Source organism: Phenylobacterium sp. T106 (assembly GCF_057219735.1).
Map to the genome: position 1 here is coordinate 98129 of NZ_JBXVWA010000009.1, position 19533 is coordinate 117661.

Sequence of the window (19533 nt, forward strand, 5' to 3'; positions counted from 1 at the left end):
CCCTGGTGCTTGAACTCGCCCGGACGCTCAAGCCATATCGCGGCCATGGCTGAGACTCCTCCCGACCGCGTCACCTGCGCCGTTCTGATCATCGGCGACGAGATCCTGTCGGGGCGGACGCAGGACACCAACCTGCGCGACATCGCCCGCTACCTGAACGTCATCGGCGTCGACCTGGCCGAGGCGCGGACGGTGCCCGACGTGATGGAGGAGATCGTCGACGCGCTGAACGCGCTCCGGTCCCGCTACGACTACGTCATCACCACCGGCGGCATCGGGCCGACCCACGACGACATCACCGCCGACGCCGTGGCGCTGGCCTTCGGGGTGGAGCTCGAGGAGCACCCCGAGATCATCGAGATGATGACCCGCCGCTGGGGCCAGGAGCTGAATGCGGCGCGCCGGCGGATGGCGCGGGTGCCGGTGGGCGGCGACCTGGTGAAGAACCCGGTCCAGGGCCCGCCGGGCTTCACCATCGGCAACGTCTTCACCCTGGCCGGCGTGCCCACCATCATGCGCGGGATGCTCGAGGACGTGGGGCCGCGGATGCGCGGCGGCCGCCCGACGGTGTCGCGGACCGTGCGCGTCGAGGGCTCGGGCGAGGGCGTCATCGCCGCGCCCCTGGAGGCGGTCGCCAAGGCCCATCCGGACATGAGCCTGGGCAGCTATCCCTTCTTCGGGCCCGACGGCTACGGGTCGAACCTCGTCGTGCGCAGCCGCGACGCCGAAGCGCTCTCGGGCGCGGTCGCGGAGCTCGTCGCCGCCCTGCGCGGCGCCGGCATCGACAACGTACGGGAGATCGATGTTGCCTGACCCCCGCGCGGTGGTCGGCGTAAGGCTGCGGGGGAGGGCGCGCCCAGGGACGCTCGGACCAGCGCCGCCCCGCCTAGGACGTTCGGCGGGCCGCGGCCCGCACTCATCCACAGGCTGGCTCTTCCGCCTGTGGATAACATGTGCATGATGCGCGCCGGAGGGGGCGCGGCCGACGCTGCGCCGGCATAGCCGAGGGCGTACGCGTGAAGACGCTTGCCGTGATGTCCCGCAAGGGCGGGGCGGGAAAGACGACCGTCGCGGTCAACCTCACGCTCGCTGCGCGCGCCATGGGCGTGCGGGCCGTGCTCGCCGACGCCGACCCCCTGCGCAGCGCCCACGAGGTGCTCAAGGGCCGCGAGGAGGCCCCCTCGCTGCTCTTCGAGACCAGCGCGTCCAAGCTGTTCGCCCTGACCGAGGCCTGCCGGCGCTCGGGCGTCGAGCTCCTGATCATCGACACGCCGGCGGCCCCCGAGGCCGACGTGGCCGAGGCGGTGAAGGTGGCCGACCTGTGCCTGGCCGTGGCGCGGCCGACCTACCTGGACCTGGCGGCGGCGGTGATGTCGGTGGCCGTGATCCAGCGCCTGGGCCGCGAGGGGCAGATCGTGCTGAACCAGTGTCCCCCGGCGCGGGCCGGCGTGGAGCCGCCCTCGGTGCTGAAGGCCTTCGAGGCGCTGCGCTTCGCCAACCTGCCGGTGGCCGCCATCGCCGTGCGCTCGCGCATGATCTACCAGACCGCCTTCGCCCAGGGCCGCTCGGTGCTGGAGATCGACGCCGAGGGCTCGGCCGCCCGCGAGGTCCGCGCCCTGTTCGGGCAGGTGTGGAAGCGGATGAACGGCGAGCGCCCCGCGCCCATGCGGACCGCCAACGACGACCTGGGCGCCGGCCTGCGCCTGCGGCCCGCCTGACGCATTCGCCCGACAGGGCCGCTTGACCGACGTCGCGGCGCCCGCGACTAGTCCTCCCCAAATCGTGGGAGGATCCTTCAAGATGACGTTCAAGCCCTTCGACCTGACCGGCAAGGTGGCGCTCGTCACCGGCGGCAACGGCGGCATCGGGCTCGGCATGGCCGAGGGCATGGCGCAGGCGGGGGCGAAGATCGCCGTCTGGGGTCAGAACCCCGACAAGAACGCCCAGGCCGAGGCGCGCCTGAAGGCGCACGGCGTCGAGGTGCTGGTGCAGAAGGTCGACGTCGCCGACGAGGCGTCGGTGGTGAAGGGCGTGGCCGAGGTGCTCGAGCGGTTCGGCCGCATCGACTTCTGCGCCGCGAACGCCGGCATCGGCGGCGGCGGGGCCTTCGAGGAGATGACCACCGAGCGCTGGCGCCGCGTCACGACCGTGAACCTGGACGCCGTGTTCTGGACCTTCCGCGAGACGGTGCGCCACATGGTGGAGCGGGCCAAGGCCGGCGATCCCGGCGGCTCGCTGGTGGTGACGTCGTCCACCTCGGCCATCCACGGCGCGCCGCGGAACGAGGCCTACGCCTCCACCAAGGGCGCGGTGCTGTCGATGGTGCGCGGCCTGGCGGTGGAGTACGCCCGCTACGGCGTCCGGGCGAACTCGATCCTGCCCGGGTGGATCGCCACGGACATGACCGCCGCCTCGCAGAAGTGGGACAAGTTCAACGACAAGGTCATCGGCCGCGTGCCCATGCGCCGCTGGGGCGAATGGGAGGACTTCGCCGGCATCGCCGTGTACCTCGCCTCGGACGCCTCGAAGTTCCACACCGGCGACAGCTTCGTCATCGACGGCGGCTACACCATCTACTGAGAGATCCGTCGTCCCCCTTCCTGCGTCGAGGAGAGGGCATCGAAAGGAGCCAGACTTGGCCGACCGCTACGCCCGCTACCAGCGGCTGAAGTTCGAGCGCCCGGCGCCCGGCGTGCTGCGCATCGTCATGAGCAATCCCGGCAAGCTGAACGCCGCGGACGAGGTGATGCACCGCGAGCTCGCCGAGATCTGGCGCGACGTGGACGCCGATCCCGACACCCGCTGCGCCATCCTGACGGGGGAGGGGACCGCCTTCTCCGCCGGGGGTGACTTCGGGATGATCGAGCAGATCGTCGAGGACTTCGAGGTCCGCGTCCGGGTGATGCGCGAGGCCCGGGACATCGTGCTCAACATCATCGACTGCCAGACGCCGGTGGTGAGCGCCATCCGCGGGCCGGCGGTGGGGGCGGGCCTGGTCTGCGGCCTGCTCGCGGACGTCTCCATCGCCACGCCGGACGCGCGGATCATCGACGGCCACACCCGCCTGGGCGTGGCGGCGGGCGACCACGCGGCCATCGTCTGGCCGCTGCTCTGCGGCATGGCCAAGGCCAAGTACTACCTGCTGACCTGCGACCCGCTGAACGGGGCCGAGGCCGAGCGGATCGGCCTCATCTCGCTGTGCGTGCCCGATGACCAGCTCGACGCCAAGGCCCTGGAGGTCGCCACGAAGCTGGCGAACGGCGCCACCCGGGCGATCGCCTGGACCAAGCATACGCTGAACCACTGGTTGCGTACGGCCGGTCCCACCTTCGACGCCTCCCTGGCCATGGAATTCCTGGGCTTCACCGGCCCCGAAGCTGCCGAGGGCCTCGCCTCCCACCGCGAGAAGCGCAAGCCGGACTTCCTTTCCCGCGCAGCGGGAGAGGGGGACCGCTCGCCGAGGCCGGCCTGAGCCGGCCGTAGAGCGGGTGGTGGAGAGGGCGAGCCCCATCCCGCCACGTCAGCACCGGCGAGCCCGAGCGCATTGCACCGCTGGCTTTCCCTTAGTGGGAAGGGAAGGGTCAGCGGCTGCGGCGGGCCGCCTTGATCTCCGCCGCGTCGAGATGGCCGTCCGCGGTGGTGTCGAGCTCGCGGAACCGGACCTCGGCCCGGGCGGTCAGCTCGGCCCGCGACAGCGCCCCGTCGCCGTCGGCGTCATTGCCCCGGAAGACGCGGTCCACGATCCCCTTCGCGCCCGGAAGGCGGGCCAGCGCCGGCAGCTCGCCCCGGGTGACCCGGCCGTCGCCGTTCCTGTCGAACTTCATGGACTCGCCCACGAACCCGCTGCGGTACTCGGCGCGGGTGATCCGCCCGTCCCGGTCGCCGTCCAGTCCGGCCAGGCCCATGGGCTGGGCCGCCGCCGGCGTGGCGGCCAGGAGCGCGGCGGCGAGGGCCAGGGCGGCGCGCATCAGTCGGTGAACACCACGGTCTTGCGGCCGTTCGGCAGCACCCGGTCCTCCAGGAACCAGCGCACGGCGCGGGCCAGCACCCGGCGCTCGATGTCGCGCCCCTTGCGGATGAGGGCCGCCGGCGTGTCGCGGTGGCTGATGCGCTCGACGTCCTGCTCGATGATCGGGCCCTCGTCGAGATCGGCGGTGACGAAGTGCGCCGTGGCGCCGATCACCTTCACGCCGCGCGCATGCGCCTGGTGATAGGGCCGCGCGCCCTTGAAGCCGGGCAGGAACGAGTGGTGGATGTTGATGCACCGGCCCTCCAGCTTCGCCGCCAGTTCGGACGACAGGACCTGCATGTAGCGCGCGAGGACCACCAGCTCGGTCCCGGTCTCCTGGATCAGCGCCCAGAGCCGGGCCTCCTGGTCTGCCTTGGTCTCGGGCGTCACGGGGAGGTGGCGGAAGGCGATGCCGTGGAGGTCGGTGTGGGGAAACGTCGACGCCGGGTGGTTCGAGACCACCGCGGCGATGTCCATCGGCAGCTCGCCCTGCCGCCAGCGCCAGATCAGGTCGGACAGGCAGTGGTCCTGCTGCGAGGCCAGGATCATCACCCGCCGGCGCTGCTTGCGGTCGCGCAGCGCCCAGGTCATGGCGTAGCTCTCGGCGAGCGGCGTCAACGCGTCGCGCCAGGCCTCCAGGCCCGCGTCGCCCGGATCGAACACTACCCGCATGAAGAAGCGGCCGGTCTCCTGGTCGTTGTACTGCTGGGCGTCCAGGATGTTGGCGCCGGCCTCGAACAGCCGGGCCGAGACGCGCGCCACGATGCCGGGCCGGTCGTCGCAGGAGAGGGTCAGGATCATCGCGGGGCCAGCCCTTGCCGCCCGGCCCCGCCCAGGTCAAGCCGTCAGACCGTCGAGTGGACGCCCGGTTCGTCGCCGTCCTGCGCGGCCCGGCCCTCGCCCTCCGGGGGCGGATACCGGAAGCCGTCGCCGCCGCCGTTGCTGGCGGCGAGCTGCTCGGCGGCGAAGGCCCAGTTGGCGACGTTGTCGAACCAGCGCTCCAGGAACGCCTTCCGGTCGTTCTTGTAGTCCAGGTAGTAGGCGTGCTCCCAGAGGTCGCAGACCAGCAACGGGAACACCCCGTCGCGCACCAGCGTGTCGTCGGCGTCGTGGGTCGAGATCACCTTCAGCCCCTGCGGCCCCGTGACGAGCCAGACCCAGCCGGACGCGAAGTGGCCCGCGCCCTCGGTGACGAAGGCTTCCTTCAGGGCGTCCAGCCCATCGAAGCTCTCGTCGATCGCGCGCAGCAGTTCGCCCTCGGGACCGCCGCCGCCCGCGGGGCGCATGCAGCGCCAGAAGAAGGCGTGGTTCCAGGCCTGGGCCGCGTTGTTGAAGAGCGACTTGTCCTCGCGCCGGTGCGCCTCGCGCACCACTTCCTCCAGCGGACGGCCCGCCAGTCCGGCCTTGGCCGCCAGGTCGTTCGTCTTGTCGACGTAGGTCTTGTGGTGCTTGCCGTGGTGCGTGCGCAGCGTGTCGGCGGACACGAAGGGCGCCAGGGCGTCAGGGTCGTACGGCAGCGCCGGGAGAACGTACATGAGTGCCTCGGGATGTGGGGTCGTCCGCAGAACCCACACACGGCGCTTGCGTTCCGTCAGATCGCCGTGAGCTGCCAGGCGCCGTTCGCGCCGCGGCAGGCGTTGAAGCGCTCGCGCACCGGCGCATAGCCGCGCTCGGTCACGGTCTGCTGCACCACCCGGCAGTCGCCGCTGGTCCCGTCGTAGAGCGGCTGGGCCACCGAACGCGAGACGTAGCCCTGGATCAGGCCGTCCTCCACGACGGCCAGCCAGCCGCCCGCCACGGCCCCCGCCGCCTCGAAGCGCTCGCCCGACTGCAGCCGGTCGACGATGGCCGCCTGGGCGTTCGGCGCCGCCCGCATGTTGATCCGTCCGTTGGCCGCATAGGTCCCGCCGGCGCTGGAGGTGCGCACCGCCGGCGTGACGCCCTCGGCGAACCGCCAGCGCCCCACGTAGCCACCGCCCCCGCCCGCGCTCTCGCCCCGGCCGACCACCACGATCTCGCCGCGCGCCCCGGTGGCCGGGTCGGACCAGGTCTGCGGCCGGCCGGTCTCCAGCGCGCGCTCGAAGGCGACCTGGGCGTCCTGGCGCGCCTTGCGGTCCATGCGGCAGCCGATGGAGTTGCCGATCGCCGCGCCGATGCCGGCCCCGATCACCGCGCCCAGCGCCCGCTCGTTCTTCGATACCTGGCTGCCCGCCAGCGCGCCGACGAGGCCGCCGATGACGGCCCCGCCGGTGTTGGCGCTTCCGGGCGCGTCGCAGCCGAACAGGCTCCCCAGCCCCGTCTGGGCCGCGGCCGGCGAGGCGGCGAGGGTCAGGGCGGCGGCGGCGAGGGCGAGGCGGCGCATGGTGGATCTCCGAGCCTAGAGTCGCCGCATCATGCCTCCGGCCGCCGGACAAGGCCAAGCTTGCCGTCGCCGAACCAATCGTCGTACCGCTCGGAACCGCTGCGGGCGTGGCGGAACAGGTAGACGCAGCGGACTTAAAATCCGCTTCCGGAAACGGAGTGCCGGTTCGAGCCCGGCCGCCCGCACCATGTTCGCCCTGAGGCATCGCGGGATGCCCCGCCGCTATGGCCGCGCTTGTCGCGACGGCGTCCTGCGGCCGCTATCGTGCGGCCACGACGCACGGAGGAGATCGTGGCGAAGGCGGGAGAAGCGGGGCGGCTCAGCCGCCGCGGCGTGCTGTCGGCGGGCGCCGGCGCGGCGGCGCTCGGGGTCGGCGTCGAGGCCCGATCCGCGGCGCCCGTCCGGCGGCCGGGGGAATGGCCCGCCTACGGCGCCACCAACGCCGCCACCAAGTACTCGCCCCTGGACCAGATCGACGCCGCCAATGCGCGGCGTCTGCAGGTGGCCTGGGAATGGCGGTCGCCCGACGCGGAGATCCTGAAAGCCAACCCCCACCTGCGGCCCGGCGAGTTCCAGGCGACGCCGATCATGGTCGACGGCGTCCTCTACACGTCCACCGCCATGTGCCAGGTGGCGGCGATCGACGCCGCCACGGGCCGGACGATCTGGGTCCACGATCCGCAGACCTGGCGGCGGGGACGCTTCACGAGCAAGGGGTTCCAGCACCGTGGCGTGGCCTACTGGGCCGACGGCGCCGACCGCCGCATCCTGATCGCCACCGGCGACAATCGCCTGATCGCGCTCTCGGCCGCCACCGGCGAGAAGGTGGCGGGCTTCGGCGTGGGCGGCGAGGTGGACCTGGGCCGCATCGGCCTGCAGCGGCCGCCGGCCGCCGATCCGGCCGACCTGTTCGGCACGACCTCGCCGCCGCTGATCTGCCGCGACGTGGTGGTGGTGGGCCAGTACATCCACGACCGCGAGATCACGGCCGAGATGCCGCCCGGCGACGTGCGCGGCTTCGACGTCCGCACCGGCGCGCTGAAGTGGACCTTCCACACCATCCCGCGGAAGGGCGAGCCCGGCTACGAAACCTGGGCGCCCGGGACCGCCGAGCGCAACGGCAACGCCAACATCTGGGCGCCCATGGCGGCCGACGACGAGCTGGGGCTGGTCTACCTGCCGGGCTCGTGCCCGACGAACAACTTCTATGGCGGCGGCCGCCCGGGCGACAATCTCTACGGCAACAGCCTGATCGCCCTCGACGCGGCCACGGGCCGCCGCCGCTGGCACTTCCAGTTCGTGCATCACGACGTCTGGGACTACGACCTGCCGTGCGCGCCGAACCTCGTCGACGTCACGGTGCGCGGGCGACGGATCAAGGCGGTGGCCCAAGCCACCAAGCAGGGCTTCCTGTTCGTGTTCGACCGGGCCACCGGCAAGCCGATCTGGCCCATCGAGGAGCGGCCGGTCCCGCAGAGCCGGATCGAGGGCGAGCGCACGTCGCCGACCCAGCCCTTCCCGACGCGGCCCGCGCCGTTCGAGCCCAACGGGATCGGCGAGGACGACCTGATCGACTTCACCCCCGAGCTCAGGGCCGAGGCCCGGGCGATCCTGGCCGAGTATGTGGCGGGCCCGCTCTACACGCCCTACGAGACGCGCCCCACCATCACCCGGCCGGCCTGGGTCGGGGGCGCCAACTGGGGCGGCGCGGCGGTGGACCCCGAGACGGGGGTGATCTTCATTCCTTCGCAGTCGTCGATCGCCGCCATGGCGCTGGACCCCAGCGGCGCGCGCAAGCCGGGGGCGAACGAGGCCGAGGAGATCGCCGGCGGCGCGCGCATCGTCACCGGCCCGCGCGGCCTGCCGCTGATCAACCCGCCCTACAGCCGCATCACGGCGATCGATCTCAACACCGGGGAGCACGTCTGGAGCCGCCCGAACGGCCCCGGCGCCACCGACTCCCCGGCCTTCGCCCCGTTCAAGCTGGGGTGGATCGGGTCGAACCAGCGGGCGGGGCCCCTGGTCACGCGCACGCTTCTGTTCGTGGGCGAGGGCCCGCACGATCCGCGCTTCGGCAAGAAGGTGCTGCGGGCGTACGACAAGGCCACCGGCGCCGTCGTGGCCGAGATCCCGCTGCCCGGCTACACCCTCGGTCCGCCGATGACCTGCATGGCCGGCGGCCGGCAACTGATCGTCTGCGGCATGGGCTTCCGTGGCGAGCCGCACCGGCTCGTGGCGCTCGCCCTGCCTTGAAGGAGGCTCCGATGTCGACCGTTCTGGACCGCCGGGCCGCGCTGGGCCTGAGCCTCGCGGGGCTGGCGACGGCGGTGGCCGCGCCTGCCCAGGCCGTGGGCGCGATGAAGCACTACATCCTCGTCGACCTGAAGCCGGGCGTGGACCAGCTCGTCCTCGACCGCTGGTACATGACGTTCCATGCGCCGGAAGTGCGGCGCGCGTTCAAGGCGTGGCAGCGCAACTACGTCTCGTTCCGCAGCTACCTGCCGCCCGAGGAGGCGAGGGCGGCCTACCGCCTGCTCTACGGCCGGATGACCGAGATCCACTTCGACAGCCTGGCCGACTTCCAGGAGTCGCGGCCCAACAACATCTACAGCGGCCAGGGTCTCGGGGCGTTCACGCCGCCGCCGGGTGGATGGGCCGCCGCGCCCTTCACCTCGACGACCGCGTCGCTGCCGGTGAACCCGCAGCACATGCACCTCAACACCAACACGCCGCCGAAGCAGACGCCGTACCTGCGCTGGATCGTCTTCTTCCGCTACCCGGACGGGGTGACGGCCGAGCAGGGCGACGCCTGGTATCGCGGGTCGTATGCGCCCGAGGCGGCGAAGCGCCCCGGCCTGAAGCGCTATGCGACCTACGAAGCCGTCAGCCGTGCGGCGGAGTATCCGCGGGTGGCCGAGCTGTGGTTCGACGACTACGCCGCCTGGAAGGCCGCGTTCCTGCCCCGGCCCCAGCTGCCGGCGCCGCCCTGGGGCGGCCGCGGCCTGTTCGCCGACGGGCTGTCGATGTTCATCGGCGAGAACCCGGACGTCGACTTCGTGAATGACCGGCGCGCCATCCCCTGACCGTGCAGCCGGATGCTGGCCCCGCGGGGTTCAGTCGCCCGCGGCGATCAGGACGAACGGCGCCCAGTAGGCCGGATGCGACCACTCGGCGCGCCAGCCGGGCAGGGGCTTGCCGTTCGGCAGCTTGCCGGTCCGCACGACGCGCATCGCCCGCTGCAGGGCCTGGGCCTTGGTGAGGCCCGGGTTGGCCCTCTGGATGGCCAGCGTCTGGACGGTGAGCGCGGCGGTCGCGTCGTCGAACACGCGCCAGTGGCTGACCAGCAGCGCCCGGGCCCCGGCGTAGAGGAAGGCGCGGGCCAGGCCTGAGAGGCTGTCGGACCCGGGCCGTCCGTCCGCGCCGGCGGTGTTGCACGCCGACAGGATCACCCAGTTGGCGGAGAGGTTCAGCGCGGCCGCTTCGGAGGCGGTCAGCACTCCGTCGTCCCCGGCCGTGGCCCGGGCCGGCGGCGTCAGCACGAGGCCCGGTTCGTCGACGCCCTTCACCTGGCGCGACAGCAGGCCATGGGTGGCGAAGGCGATGACGTCGGCGTGCGCGAGTTCGGTCGCCGACTTGATCGCGGACTCGGTGGCCCGCGGCCCGAGGCGCAGGCTCGCGGCCGGGGCGCCCAGGGTCCGGGCCATGGCCCTGAGCTCGTCGGCCGTCCCGGGCAGGGGCGCGAAGGCGGCCGCCAGCGCGCCCGGTTCGGCAAGCCGGCGTTCGGCCGGGCGGGGCCCGTCCAGCACCGGGTCGCCGAACCCGACGAAGGCCGTGCGCGGACCGGCGGGGCGGCGGGGCGGCGGGCCCACGCGCAGGCTCGCGACGGCGGGCAGCGTGGTCAGCGCATAGCGGTCCGAGAGCCAGCCCACGGCGCCGAGCGCCGCGCCGTATCGATCCGTCGGCGGCAGCTTCACCGGCAGGAGGCCCAGCGGCAGCGCGCCGAACGCCCCTGAGGCGGTGACGTAGAGCCTGTCCACGCCGTCCAGGGCGCCCTCCACCGGCGCGAGGACGTCGCGATAGACGGCGTGCGCCATCTGGACGTCGAAGGCGGGGAGGCGGCCGTCGGGCGCCGTGCGGCCGCAGGACTCGTCGTCTAGCTGGCAGCGCAGCGCCCGCAGCCGGCGCTCGAGCCCGGCGCTGCCGCCCGCGATCCGGTTCCAGGCGGCCTGGTCGCGCGAGACGGCGAACACATGGACGTCCGCGCCGGTCGGGACGATCAGGAGCAGCCCTTCGCCGGGCCGCAGCCGCTTTTGGGCCTCCGGGATGGTCAGCGCGCGCGGGACCACGGCCTCGGCGTAGCGCGGATTCCCGCGGGCGAGGCGCGCGTCGAGGCTCGCGAGCTCCCGTCCGACGGCGTCCAGCGCGCCCCCGATCCGGGCCGCCTTCGCGGCGTCGTTCTGCGGCAGGGCTTCGACGAGCTGGCCCTCCAGCTGCCGCGCCTGGTGGGCGAGGTCCTGGCGGACTCGGGCGTCGGTCGCCCCAGGCCCCAGCGCGGCGCGCGCCGCGGTCTGGGCGAGCGCGCGGGCGGCCGGCGAGACGTCGAGGTCCTGCGCGGCCGTGAAGGCGGCGTCGCGCAGCCGCATGAGTTCGTCCGGACGTTCCTTCCCGGCCAGCCAGGCCACCGAAAGGTAGCGCCGGAAGATGGGACCCTCGGCCACGCCGGGACCCGGACTGGAGTCCGCCCGCGCGCGGCGGATCGCGGCGTCCGGGTCCGAGCCGGCGGCCCTCAGGTCGGCGCTGCGCCGCGCCCGCACGATCGCCATGGCCTGGGACGCGAAGACCTCGGCGCGGCCATTGGCGGCGAGGCGATGCTGGTTCTCGGCCAGGGCGTCATAGGCCTTCGCCGTCGCCGGATGGGATTCCCCCAGCACCGCGCGGCGGAGCTGCAGCGCCTTGTCGAGGAACGGAGAGGCCGCGTCGTGGCGCCCCTGCGCGGTCAGCGCCGCGCCCAGACCGGCGTAGGCGTCGGCCGCCGCCGGATGACGTTCGCCGCGCGCCGCCAGCACGATCGCCAGCGCCCGGCGGTGCAGCTTCTCCGCCTCCCGCGGCTGACCTCGCGCGGCCAGGGTCTGGGCCAGGGCGGCGTAGCTGAGCCCGGTGTCGAGGCGGCTTTCGCCCAACGCGCGGCGACGAAGGTTCAGCGCCTTGCGGAGGAGGGGCTCGGCCTCGCCGTGGCGTCCCTGAGCGGCGAGGTTGGCCGCCAAGTCGGCCGTGTCCGACGCGGTCGCCGGATGGGTCGGCCCGCGCACGTCCCGGTCGGTGGCCAGCGCCATCCGATAGAGGGGCTCGGCCTCGGCGTGGCGGCCCTGCGCGTCGAGGTTGGCCGCCACCCGCGCGTAGGCCTGGGCGGTCGCCGCGTCGCGCTCGCCGAACGCGGCGCGGCGCAGGGCGAGCGCGCGCCGGTGCAGGGGCTCGGCTTCCACGTGGCGGCCGAGGTCGTCGAGCGCCGCGGCAAGCGCGCCGAGGTCCTGCGCCAGCCTCGGATCCTTGTCGCCGAACAGCCGGCCGTCGATGTCCACCGCGGCGCGATAGAGCGGCTCAGCCTGGGCGGGCTTCAACGCGGCGCGGAGCACGTCCCCCAGCGCCACCGAGGCGGCGGCCGCCTCCGCGCTGCGCGCGCCGAACACGGCCTGGGTCGACGAGAGCAGGCTGCGCCGAAGCGGCTCGGCCGCGTCGAAGCGGCCCTGGCGCTCCAGCACGGCCGCCAGGTTCGAGACCGCCAGCAGCGTCTGCGGGTCCCGCTCGCCCAAGGCCTTGCGCGAGGCCTCCAGGGCCTTGCGGTAGAAGGGTTCCGCCTCGGCGTCGCGGCCGCGGCGGGACAGCGCCTGGGCGATCCACGACCAGGACGCCGCGGTCACCGCGGCTTCGGGGCCGTACGTGCGTTCCTCGATGGCGGCGCGCCGGCGGGTGAGGGTCTCGACACGCTTCCAGTCCCCGGCCGCGCGGGCGGCCTCGGCGGCCGCCACCAGCGAGCGCCATTCGGCGGCTTCCCTGGCCGTGGGCGCACGGGTCGGCGTGGGCGCAGCGGTTCCCGCTGCGCCCGAGGCGCCGGCAAGCATCAGCGCGGCGAGTCCTGCCAGACCCGCGCGGCGCAGTCCGGGGCGCATGGCGGCTCCCGTCCTTCTACGAATCTCCCACGGCGCGAGCTTACGCCTGCCATCTGCGGCGACGATGGGGCGAGACGCCGCGATCCCCCGACCTGCGGCGATTTTCCCCGACTTTTCGGGCCGCTTGCCGCAACGACAACGATTTCCAGAACTTGTTTTACCATCGCGGGCCGAGCAATGTGCGCGGCCATGGATCTTGAGCTCAGCGCCGAGGACCTCGCCTTCCGGGACGAGGTCCGGACCTTCCTCGACGAGAACCTCACGCCCGAGCTGCGCGAGGCCGGCCGGCGACTGACGTCGGTGTTCTGCGAGCCCCGCCACAGCCTGCCCTGGCAGCGCATCCTGCACGCCCGCGGCTGGGTCGCGCCCTCATGGCCGAAGGCCTACGGCGGTCCGGGTTGGAACGAGGTGCAGCGGGCGATCTTCGCCGCCGAGTGCGCCCGCGCCGGGACGCCCAGCCTCTCGCCCATGGGCCTGAAGATGGTCGGCCCCGTGATCATGGGCTACGGCACGCCCGAGCAGAAGGCCTACTACCTGCCGCGCATCCTCTCCGGCGAGGACTACTGGTGCCAGGGCTACTCCGAACCCGGCTCGGGCTCGGATCTCGCGTCACTGCAGCTTCGGGCCGTAAGTGACGGAGATCACTACGTTCTCTCCGGCTCAAAGATCTGGACGACCCACGCCCATCACGCCAACCGCATGTTCTGCCTGGTCCGCACCAGCACCGAAGGCAAGCCGCAGCAGGGCATCACCTTCCTGCTGCTGGAGATGAACTCGCCGGGCATCGAGGTGAAGCCGATCATCACCCTGGCCGGCGAGCACGAGGTGAACCAGGTCTTCTTCGACAACGTCCGCGTGCCCAAGGCCAACCGCATCGGCGAAGAGAACCAGGGCTGGACCGTGGCCAAGTACCTCTTGGAGTTCGAGCGGGGCGGGGGCTCCGCGCCGGGCCTGCAGGTGGGCCTGGAACGCGCGCAGGGCATCGCGGCCGCGGCCCACGGCGACGAACGGTGGCACCGCCGCCGCATGGCCGAGGCCGAGATCACCGTGACGGCGATCGACATCTCCGAGCGGCGGGTGCTGTCGGAACTCGCCGGCGGCAAGAACCCGGGCCCGGCCTCGTCGATGCTGAAGATCAACGGCACCGAGACCATGCAGCGCATCGACGAGATCTCGGTCGCCGCGCTCGGCCCCTATGCCGCCGTGGATCAGCCGCAGGCGCGCGCCGCCGGGTCCAACATCGCGCCCGTCGGCCCCGAGGAGGGCCTGATCGCGATGCCACGCTACCTGAACAACCGGGCCGCCTCGATCTACGGCGGCTCCAACGAGATCCAACGCGACATCATCGCCCGGCTGGTGCTCGGGCTGTGAAGGAGGAGGAAAAAGTGTCGATGCTGCTCAACCTGCGGCGACCGCCCTACCGGACCTACTCGATCACCCAGCTCTGCCGCGAGTTCGGCGCGACGCCGCGGGCGCTGAGGTTCTACGAGGAGCAGGGTCTGCTGTCGCCCACGCGCCGGGATTCCGCGCGGGTCTATTCCTACAAGGACCGCGCGCGCCTGCAGCTCATCATGCGCGGCCGCCGCGTCGGGTTCTCCATCGCCGAGATCCGGGACATCCTGGACGCGTACGACGAGGACGGCTTGGCCGCGCAGGACGCCGAAGCGCTGAAGATCCACAAGCGCCGGGTGGCCCAGCTCGAGCAGCAGCGTCACGAGGTCGACGAGGCGATCCAGCTGCTGGAAGCGGCGTCGCAGCGCCTCGCCGCCAAGTACCCGGAAGCGGCCGTGGACCTGGATTCCTGACGTCGTGAACGCCTTCGCCGGCCTCCTGGAGCGGCCTGCGGCGAAGCTGCTGGGGGCGGGCCGGACGGACTACCGGTCGCCCGCCGGCGATCCGGGGCTCTTCGGACCCGGCAGCATGGCCTGGCGCGTGCACGCCAATCCGATCGCCCTGGCGGTCGGCGGCGTGGCCGCGGTGATCCTGGAACTGGCCGAACCCCGCGTGCGGACCGGCGTCTGGGAACACTCGATCTTCAGGACCGACCCGCTCGCGCGCATGCAGCGGACCGGCGAGGCGACCCTCGTGACCACCTACGGTCCGACGCGAGCGGCCGAGGCGCGGGTCGCGATGGTGACGCGCATGCACGAGCGCGTCTCCGGCGTCACGCCCGAGGGGCAGGCCTATACGGCGCTGGATCCGGAGCTGATGACCTGGGTCCACGTCACCGCAGGCTGGGGGTTCCTGAACGCCTTCGACCGCTACGTCGCGCCGCTCGGCGCGGCCGCCCGCGATCGCTACTATGCCGAGGGCGCACGGCTGGGCCGGATGTTCGGCGCGCCTCGGCCGCCGACGAGCGAGGCCGACGTCGAGGCTCTCTTCGACCGGATGCGGCCGCGGCTGGTCCCGCATCCCATCGTGCACGAGTTCCTCCGGATCGTCGCCACCACCTCGCCCCTGGGGCTGGTCGGCCGGGCGCTGCAGCCCCTCGTGGTCGAAGCGGCCATCGACCTCACGCCGGCGGACATCCGTGCGAAACTGGGCCTTGCGACGTCGCCGACGAGCTGGCGCTGGCCCGGGGCGTGCTGGGCGCGATGGCCCGGGCGGCTCCGGCGCCGAGCGTGGTGCGCGACGCCCACGCGCGGGTGGGCCGCACGCTCTGAGCAGCGACAGCCCCGGACGTCAGTCCTCGGACCAGGCCTGGAACGAGCGGTCGACCCGCGGAGCCGCCGTTGCGATGGGCGCCCGGATCGTGAAGATCGCGCCGTCCCGGCTCTGCGCGCTCAAGGTTCCCTTCAGGTCCCGGACGATGGCGGCGACGATCGACATGCCAAGCCCGCCCTGGCCGGCGCGGCCCACGGGGAGGCCCTCGCCCTCATCCGCCACGGTCAGCACCACCTCATGGCCCTCGCGCCGGGCCGTGATGGTCAGCTTGCCGCCGGGCCGGCCGTGATAGGCGTGCTTCGCGGCGTTGATGGCGAATTCGTTCGCGGCGATGCCCAGCTGCTGAGCCATGTCGCCCGTCACCGCCGCGTTGTCGCCCCGGGTCGTGCAGGAGAGGCCCGTGGAACGGGCGATCGCCTCGCCGAGCCCGGCCAGGAACGGCGCGAGGTCGACCGAGGCCTTGCCGCCATGTTCGTGCAGGTAGCGATGCAGCTCGCCGACGGCCACGAGGCGGGCCCGGCTGGCCTCCAGTGCGGCCTGGGCATGCGGGTCCCGGGAGCGAAGCTGTTCGAACACCAGCATGTCGGCCGCCAGTTGCAGGCTGTTGGCGACGCGGTGGTTCAGTTCCTGGATCTCGCGTTCCTGGACGGCGAGCCGGGCCTGCGCCTTCGAGAGTTCGCGGGCCATTCGCGGATCTGGCGTTTGGGCGATGGAGAACATGACGCACTCGTTCTCTGCAGTGAAGCTTGTTGCAGCCAGCAAGGCAGCGGCCTTCTGCACCGCCCAGGACGACGAAACAGACAGTCACGTCAGACCGTTCCCGACTATATCAGAAAATCGGGCAAAAGAACGGCGTTAGGCTCGTATGAATACAGAAAATTTGGATTTACGTTAACGCCTCATTAATCAATGAGCGGCCCGGATCCCGGAAAGGACAGTAAAGGCGGCCCATCAGCGATCCGGCCTACTTCACGCAGACGACGCCTGAGCGGGAGTCCGTGTAGGCGCCGCTCCGATACGCCACCTCGCCATTCACCAGGACGGTGTCGATCCCCCGGGCGGCCCGGACGTAACGCATGCCGTCGCCCGGCATGTCGAAGGCGGGTTCTTCCTCGCAGCGGTCGATGGTGTCGGCGTCGAAGACGACCACGTCGGCGGCGAGGCCCGGCCGCAGCCGGCCACGATCCTTCAGGCCCCAGATGTCGGCCGTCTCGCCGGTGATCTTGGCGACCGCCTGCTCCAGGCTCATGGCGCCCGCCTTCCGGACGAACTCCGAGAACAGGTAGCCAGTGTCGCCGTAGGTGGAGAACGAGGCCAGGTGCGCCCCGCCGTCGCTGGCGCCGATATGCACCAGGGGGTTGGCGAGCATCGGTCCGATCCGGTCGGTCGACTGGTGGCCCTGGCTGGCCGACAGGAACGCCACGTCGAGGCCGTTCTCGAGGCTCAGATCGATCAGGGCGCGGGCCGGGACCTGGCCGCGGGCCTTGGCGATCTCGGAGAGGGACTTGCCGGCGAGCTCGGCCGGGCAGGCATCACCACCGCGAGCGACGAGCCGGCCCATCATGGCCTCCCCGCCGTCGGGGCCGCAGTCGGCGATCATCTTCTCCACGGTCTCGGGATCGCGCAGGGCGGCCAGGCGCTGCTCGAGCGGCTGGCGCAGGATCCGCACCCAGCGGGGGAGGCGGGCGAAGAACAGGCTGGGGCGCAGCAGGCTGAACGAGATGTCGATCGGCCGGGTCTGCATCTGCGGCCAGACGCGCGCGCCGCGGGCGAACTGCTCCTCGACGCGGGCGATGGCGCGCTCGGCGTTGTCGGGCACCGCCAGGGTGTCGAACAGCGGCGAGAAGGTGGTCGGGATGTTGTGCTTCAGGCTCAGCTCGGCGAGCTGGTCGATGCGCGCGATGGTGATGTCGGTGGCGTAGAACTCGGGCACCACCTGCAGCATCCGGCCGTACTCGCCCAGCACCGCGGAGAGCGCGTCCAGCTCCTCGAACTGGGCGAAGCGGCTGGGCACCGGGCGGCCGTGTTCGTCGAGGTCGACGAAGCTGGTGGACAGGCCCACGGCGCCCGCGTCCAGGCACTGGCGCAGCAGGTCCTGCATGGCCGCGATCTCTTCGGGCGTCGCGGCGCGCTCCTGGGAGGCCGGGCCCATGACCCAGAGCCGGATCACGCTGTGGCCCACGAGCGGCGCCACGTTGATCGACAGGTTCTTCTCGATGGCGGCGCGATAGCCCGCGAAGTCTTCCCAGGTCCACTCGAAGGCGGTGGTGAAGGCCTCGGGGGGCATCTCCTCGATCTGCTGGAACATGCCCACCACCGCGCGGCGGTCGGAGGCCTTCAGCGGCGCGAGCGAGAGCGAGCAGTTGCCGGGGACCACGCACGTGATCCCGTGTTCCAGCGCCGGCTTCGCGGCGCCGTCCCAGAGGAGCTGGACGTCGAAGTGGGTGTGCGGGTCGATGAAGCCAGGCGCCACGACGCGGCCGGCGGCGTCCACCACCGTGCGGGCCTCGCCATCGACCTTGCCAACGGCGGCGATGCGGCCGTCCTTGATCGCCACGTCGCCCCGGAAGCCGGGCGCGCCCGAGCCGTCGACGACCAGGCCGTCCTTCACGATCACGTCGAACATCGCGTTCCTCCGCTAGCCCTGCGGCACGATCAGCCGCCAGGACTGTCCGTAGAGATCCTCGAGGCTGGACGCCCCGCAGGCCTCCATCAGTTTCAGGCCGGTGTCCTCGTCGAGGAGCACCGGATGCTCCGAGCCGTCCGGATGCAGGAGGCGGACGACAAGCTCGGCCGAGCCGTCGTGGCCGGCGACGATGTCGGCCCCGACGATGACGGCCTCATCCATGGCCGATCGGCGGCTCCACGAAGATGACGTCCGATCCCAGCATCAGCCCGGGCGGGCGGCGCATCGCGAAGACGTGCAGGTTCCAGCTCTTGATCCGGTCGACCGCGGACTCCAGCGGCTCGTCCGGGAGCGCGCGCGCCGCCAGCTGCTCGACCGTCTCGTCGGGACCCGGCGTGACGAACCGGCGCTGGCGGCTCAGCGTCATGCTCAGACCCGCTCGACGATGATCGCCGGCGCCATGCCGCCCGCGGCGCACATGGTGACCAGGCCGCGCTTGAGGTCGCGACGCTCGAGTTCGTCGACGATGGTGCCGATCAGCATCGAACCCGTGGCGCCGATCGGGTGGCCCAGCGCCATCGCGCCGCCGTTCACGTTCACCTTCTCGCGGTCCAGCTTCAGGTCGCGGATGAACTTCTCGGCGACGACGGCGAAGGCCTCGTTGATCTCCCACAGGTCGATGTCGTCGACCGTGAGCCCGGCCTTCTGCAGCACCTTGCGGGCCGCCGGCACCGGGGCGTTCAGCATCAGGGTCGGGCAGTCGCCGACGTTGGCCATCGCCACCACGCGGGCGCGGGGCTTAAGGCCGTTCTTGCGGGCGTAGGCCTCCGAGGCGATCAGCACCGCGCCCGAGCCGTCCACGACGCCCGAGGAGTTCCCGGCGTGGTGGAAGTGCCTGATCTTCAGGTCGGGGTACTTCTGGTTGATGAGGCCGGCGAAGGTGGTGCCCTTGTCGTCGAGGGGCACGTTGGCCATCGCCTCGAACGAGGGCTTCAGGCTGGCGAGGCCCTCGAGGGTCGTCTGCGGCCGCGGGAACTCCTCGTGGTCCAGGGCCAGCGAGCCGTCTTCGCGGTACACCGGCACCAGGGCGCGGTTGAACGCGCCTTCGGCGATCGCCTTGGCGGCGCGCTGCTGGCTGACCAGCGCGAGCTCATCCAGCGCCTCGCGGGTGATGCCTTCCATGGTGGCGATGGCGTCGCCGCAGACGCCCTGGTGGCTCTGCGGGTGCTTGGCGCGCAGACGCAGGTTGCCGGAGTCCATCAGCGGCGGGCCGTCCTCGGGGTTGCGCGGCGGGGCGGACGAGGCCGTGTAGCTCATCATCTCGCAGCCGCCGGCGATGACCAGGTCTTCCATGCCGGACATGACCTGCGCCGCCGCCAGGTTCACCGCGGTGATGCCCGAGCCGCAGTAGCGGTCCAGCGTCACGCCCGAGGCGCGGATGTTGTAGCCGGCGTCGAGCGCGGCCATCCGGCCCATGTCGCCGCCCTGCTTGCCGCGCTGCGACGAGCAGCCCCAGATGATGTCGTCGACTTCCTCGGTCTTCAGGTCGTTGCGCTCGGCCAGGGCCTTCAGGACCGCGGCGCCCAGGTGCTGCGGGTGGAAGTCGGCGAGCGCGCCCTTGCCGACCTTGCCGATGCCGCGCGGCGTGCGGACGGAGTCGATGATGTAGGCTTCACCCATGGTCTGTTCCTCGCGATGCGGTCGG

General features: G+C 72.3%; 18 protein-coding genes, 1 tRNA gene and 1 pseudogene. 10 read left to right on the plus strand and 10 right to left on the minus strand.

Annotated elements, in window-relative coordinates:
- Positions 1–45 precede the first annotated feature (45 nt).
- The 4 genes from AC2D8W_RS18595 to AC2D8W_RS18610 all read left to right on the plus strand — a co-directional run bounded on the left by AC2D8W_RS18595 (position 46) and on the right by AC2D8W_RS18610 (position 3472).
- On the plus strand, positions 46–813 hold the full coding sequence (locus tag AC2D8W_RS18595; protein ID WP_484672782.1) for a competence/damage-inducible protein A: 768 nt from the start codon (positions 46–48) through the stop codon (positions 811–813).
- Positions 814–1016: 203 nt separating this feature from the next.
- Positions 1017–1718: a nucleotide-binding protein gene (locus tag AC2D8W_RS18600; RefSeq protein ID WP_484672783.1), complete on the plus strand. Its 702-nt coding sequence runs from the start codon at positions 1017–1019 to the stop codon at positions 1716–1718.
- Positions 1719–1800: 82 nt separating this feature from the next.
- The gene (locus tag AC2D8W_RS18605; protein ID WP_293485932.1) at positions 1801–2580 is read left to right on the plus strand and encodes an SDR family NAD(P)-dependent oxidoreductase; all 780 of its coding nucleotides are present in this window, start codon (positions 1801–1803) and stop codon (positions 2578–2580) included.
- 55 nt (positions 2581–2635) lie between these two features.
- Positions 2636–3472, plus strand: a complete 837-nt coding sequence (locus AC2D8W_RS18610) for an enoyl-CoA hydratase/isomerase family protein (RefSeq protein ID WP_484672784.1) — start codon at positions 2636–2638, stop codon at positions 3470–3472.
- A 109-nt stretch (positions 3473–3581) separates the two neighbouring features.
- On the opposite strand, the gene AC2D8W_RS18615 is transcribed toward AC2D8W_RS18610, so the two are convergent.
- Genes AC2D8W_RS18615 through AC2D8W_RS18630 form a run of 4 tightly spaced genes read right to left on the minus strand, consistent with a single transcriptional unit; the run spans position 3582 to position 6371 of the window.
- Entirely contained in the window at positions 3582–3968 is a 387-nt protein-coding gene (locus AC2D8W_RS18615) for an EF-hand domain-containing protein (protein ID WP_293485929.1), read from the minus strand.
- Positions 3968–4810 carry a formyltetrahydrofolate deformylase gene (gene purU, locus AC2D8W_RS18620; RefSeq protein ID WP_484672785.1) on the minus strand — a complete coding sequence of 281 codons (843 nt, stop codon included), beginning with the start codon at positions 4808–4810 and terminating at the stop codon, positions 3968–3970. Before purU ends, AC2D8W_RS18615 begins: the two co-directional genes overlap by 1 nt.
- A gap of 44 nt (positions 4811–4854) precedes the next feature.
- Entirely contained in the window at positions 4855–5544 is a 690-nt protein-coding gene (locus AC2D8W_RS18625) for a superoxide dismutase (protein ID WP_484672786.1), read from the minus strand.
- Between the two features lie 56 nt (positions 5545–5600).
- Entirely contained in the window at positions 5601–6371 is a 771-nt protein-coding gene (locus AC2D8W_RS18630) for a glycine zipper domain-containing protein (RefSeq protein ID WP_484672787.1), read from the minus strand.
- A 101-nt stretch (positions 6372–6472) separates the two neighbouring features.
- Here AC2D8W_RS18630 and AC2D8W_RS18635 point away from each other — a divergent pair.
- The 3 genes from AC2D8W_RS18635 (at position 6473) to AC2D8W_RS18645 (ending at position 9454) form a co-directional block, all read left to right on the plus strand.
- Positions 6473–6559 (plus strand) — tRNA-Leu (locus tag AC2D8W_RS18635).
- A 103-nt stretch (positions 6560–6662) separates the two neighbouring features.
- Positions 6663–8624: a pyrroloquinoline quinone-dependent dehydrogenase gene (locus tag AC2D8W_RS18640; protein ID WP_484672788.1), complete on the plus strand. Its 1962-nt coding sequence runs from the start codon at positions 6663–6665 to the stop codon at positions 8622–8624.
- A gap of 11 nt (positions 8625–8635) precedes the next feature.
- Complete coding sequence (locus AC2D8W_RS18645) at positions 8636–9454, plus strand: EthD domain-containing protein (protein ID WP_484672789.1); 819 nt, start codon at positions 8636–8638, stop codon at positions 9452–9454.
- A 30-nt stretch (positions 9455–9484) separates the two neighbouring features.
- On the opposite strand, the gene AC2D8W_RS18650 is transcribed toward AC2D8W_RS18645, so the two are convergent.
- Positions 9485–12538: a tetratricopeptide repeat protein gene (locus AC2D8W_RS18650; RefSeq protein WP_484672790.1), complete on the minus strand. Its 3054-nt coding sequence runs from the start codon at positions 12536–12538 to the stop codon at positions 9485–9487.
- Between the two features lie 189 nt (positions 12539–12727).
- On the opposite strand from AC2D8W_RS18650, the gene AC2D8W_RS18655 reads away from it, so the two are divergent.
- The 3 genes and pseudogenes from AC2D8W_RS18655 to AC2D8W_RS18665 form a co-directional block, all read left to right on the plus strand.
- Positions 12728–13909: an acyl-CoA dehydrogenase family protein gene (locus tag AC2D8W_RS18655; protein WP_484672791.1), complete on the plus strand. Its 1182-nt coding sequence runs from the start codon at positions 12728–12730 to the stop codon at positions 13907–13909.
- A gap of 20 nt (positions 13910–13929) precedes the next feature.
- Positions 13930–14343, plus strand: coding sequence for a MerR family transcriptional regulator (locus AC2D8W_RS18660; protein WP_293484977.1), 414 nt, complete (start codon positions 13930–13932; stop codon positions 14341–14343).
- Between the two features lie 115 nt (positions 14344–14458).
- Positions 14459–15067, plus strand: a pseudogene (locus tag AC2D8W_RS18665) (oxygenase MpaB family protein); the annotation flags it as partial.
- A 153-nt stretch (positions 15068–15220) separates the two neighbouring features.
- Here the strand turns inward: AC2D8W_RS18665 and AC2D8W_RS18670 are convergent.
- From AC2D8W_RS18670 to AC2D8W_RS18690, 5 genes are all read right to left on the minus strand, one after another.
- A complete protein-coding gene (locus tag AC2D8W_RS18670) occupies positions 15221–15889 on the minus strand; it encodes a sensor histidine kinase (RefSeq protein WP_293484961.1) in 669 nt (222 codons plus the stop codon).
- Positions 15890–16166: 277 nt separating this feature from the next.
- Positions 16167–17828 (minus strand): N-acyl-D-amino-acid deacylase family protein, encoded by a 1662-nt coding sequence (locus AC2D8W_RS18675; RefSeq protein ID WP_484672792.1) that lies wholly within the window; start codon positions 17826–17828, stop codon positions 16167–16169.
- Between the two features lie 12 nt (positions 17829–17840).
- Positions 17841–18050, minus strand: a complete 210-nt coding sequence (locus AC2D8W_RS18680; RefSeq protein ID WP_484672793.1) for a hypothetical protein — start codon at positions 18048–18050, stop codon at positions 17841–17843.
- On the minus strand, positions 18043–18255 hold the full coding sequence (locus AC2D8W_RS18685) for a hypothetical protein (RefSeq protein WP_293484955.1): 213 nt from the start codon (positions 18253–18255) through the stop codon (positions 18043–18045). Before AC2D8W_RS18685 ends, AC2D8W_RS18680 begins: the two co-directional genes overlap by 8 nt.
- Positions 18256–18257: 2 nt before the next feature.
- Positions 18258–19508 (minus strand): acetyl-CoA C-acetyltransferase, encoded by a 1251-nt coding sequence (locus AC2D8W_RS18690; protein ID WP_484672794.1) that lies wholly within the window; start codon positions 19506–19508, stop codon positions 18258–18260.
- Between the last annotated feature and the right edge of the window lie 25 nt (positions 19509–19533).

Excerpts from the sequence above, each read along its gene's own strand:
- AC2D8W_RS18595 (WP_484672782.1), top strand. The coding sequence starts at position 46 with ATGGCTGAGACTCCTCCCGACCGCGTCACCTGCGCCGTTCTGATCATC.
- AC2D8W_RS18605 (WP_293485932.1), top strand. The coding sequence starts at position 1,801 with ATGACGTTCAAGCCCTTCGACCTGACCGGCAAGGTGGCGCTCGTCACC.
- AC2D8W_RS18615 (WP_293485929.1), bottom strand. The coding sequence starts at position 3,968 with ATGCGCGCCGCCCTGGCCCTCGCCGCCGCGCTCCTGGCCGCCACGCCG.
- purU (WP_484672785.1), bottom strand. The coding sequence starts at position 4,810 with ATGATCCTGACCCTCTCCTGCGACGACCGGCCCGGCATCGTGGCGCGC.
- AC2D8W_RS18625 (WP_484672786.1), bottom strand. The coding sequence starts at position 5,544 with ATGTACGTTCTCCCGGCGCTGCCGTACGACCCTGACGCCCTGGCGCCC.
- AC2D8W_RS18630 (WP_484672787.1), bottom strand. The coding sequence starts at position 6,371 with ATGCGCCGCCTCGCCCTCGCCGCCGCCGCCCTGACCCTCGCCGCCTCG.
- AC2D8W_RS18645 (WP_484672789.1), top strand. The coding sequence starts at position 8,636 with ATGTCGACCGTTCTGGACCGCCGGGCCGCGCTGGGCCTGAGCCTCGCG.
- AC2D8W_RS18650 (WP_484672790.1), bottom strand. The coding sequence starts at position 12,538 with ATGCGCCCCGGACTGCGCCGCGCGGGTCTGGCAGGACTCGCCGCGCTG.
- AC2D8W_RS18655 (WP_484672791.1), top strand. The coding sequence starts at position 12,728 with ATGGATCTTGAGCTCAGCGCCGAGGACCTCGCCTTCCGGGACGAGGTC.
- AC2D8W_RS18660 (WP_293484977.1), top strand. The coding sequence starts at position 13,930 with ATGCTGCTCAACCTGCGGCGACCGCCCTACCGGACCTACTCGATCACC.
- AC2D8W_RS18670 (WP_293484961.1), bottom strand. The coding sequence starts at position 15,889 with ATGGCCCGCGAACTCTCGAAGGCGCAGGCCCGGCTCGCCGTCCAGGAA.
- AC2D8W_RS18675 (WP_484672792.1), bottom strand. The coding sequence starts at position 17,828 with ATGTTCGACGTGATCGTGAAGGACGGCCTGGTCGTCGACGGCTCGGGC.
- AC2D8W_RS18680 (WP_484672793.1), bottom strand. The coding sequence starts at position 18,050 with ATGGATGAGGCCGTCATCGTCGGGGCCGACATCGTCGCCGGCCACGAC.
- AC2D8W_RS18685 (WP_293484955.1), bottom strand. The coding sequence starts at position 18,255 with ATGACGCTGAGCCGCCAGCGCCGGTTCGTCACGCCGGGTCCCGACGAG.
- AC2D8W_RS18690 (WP_484672794.1), bottom strand. The coding sequence starts at position 19,508 with ATGGGTGAAGCCTACATCATCGACTCCGTCCGCACGCCGCGCGGCATC.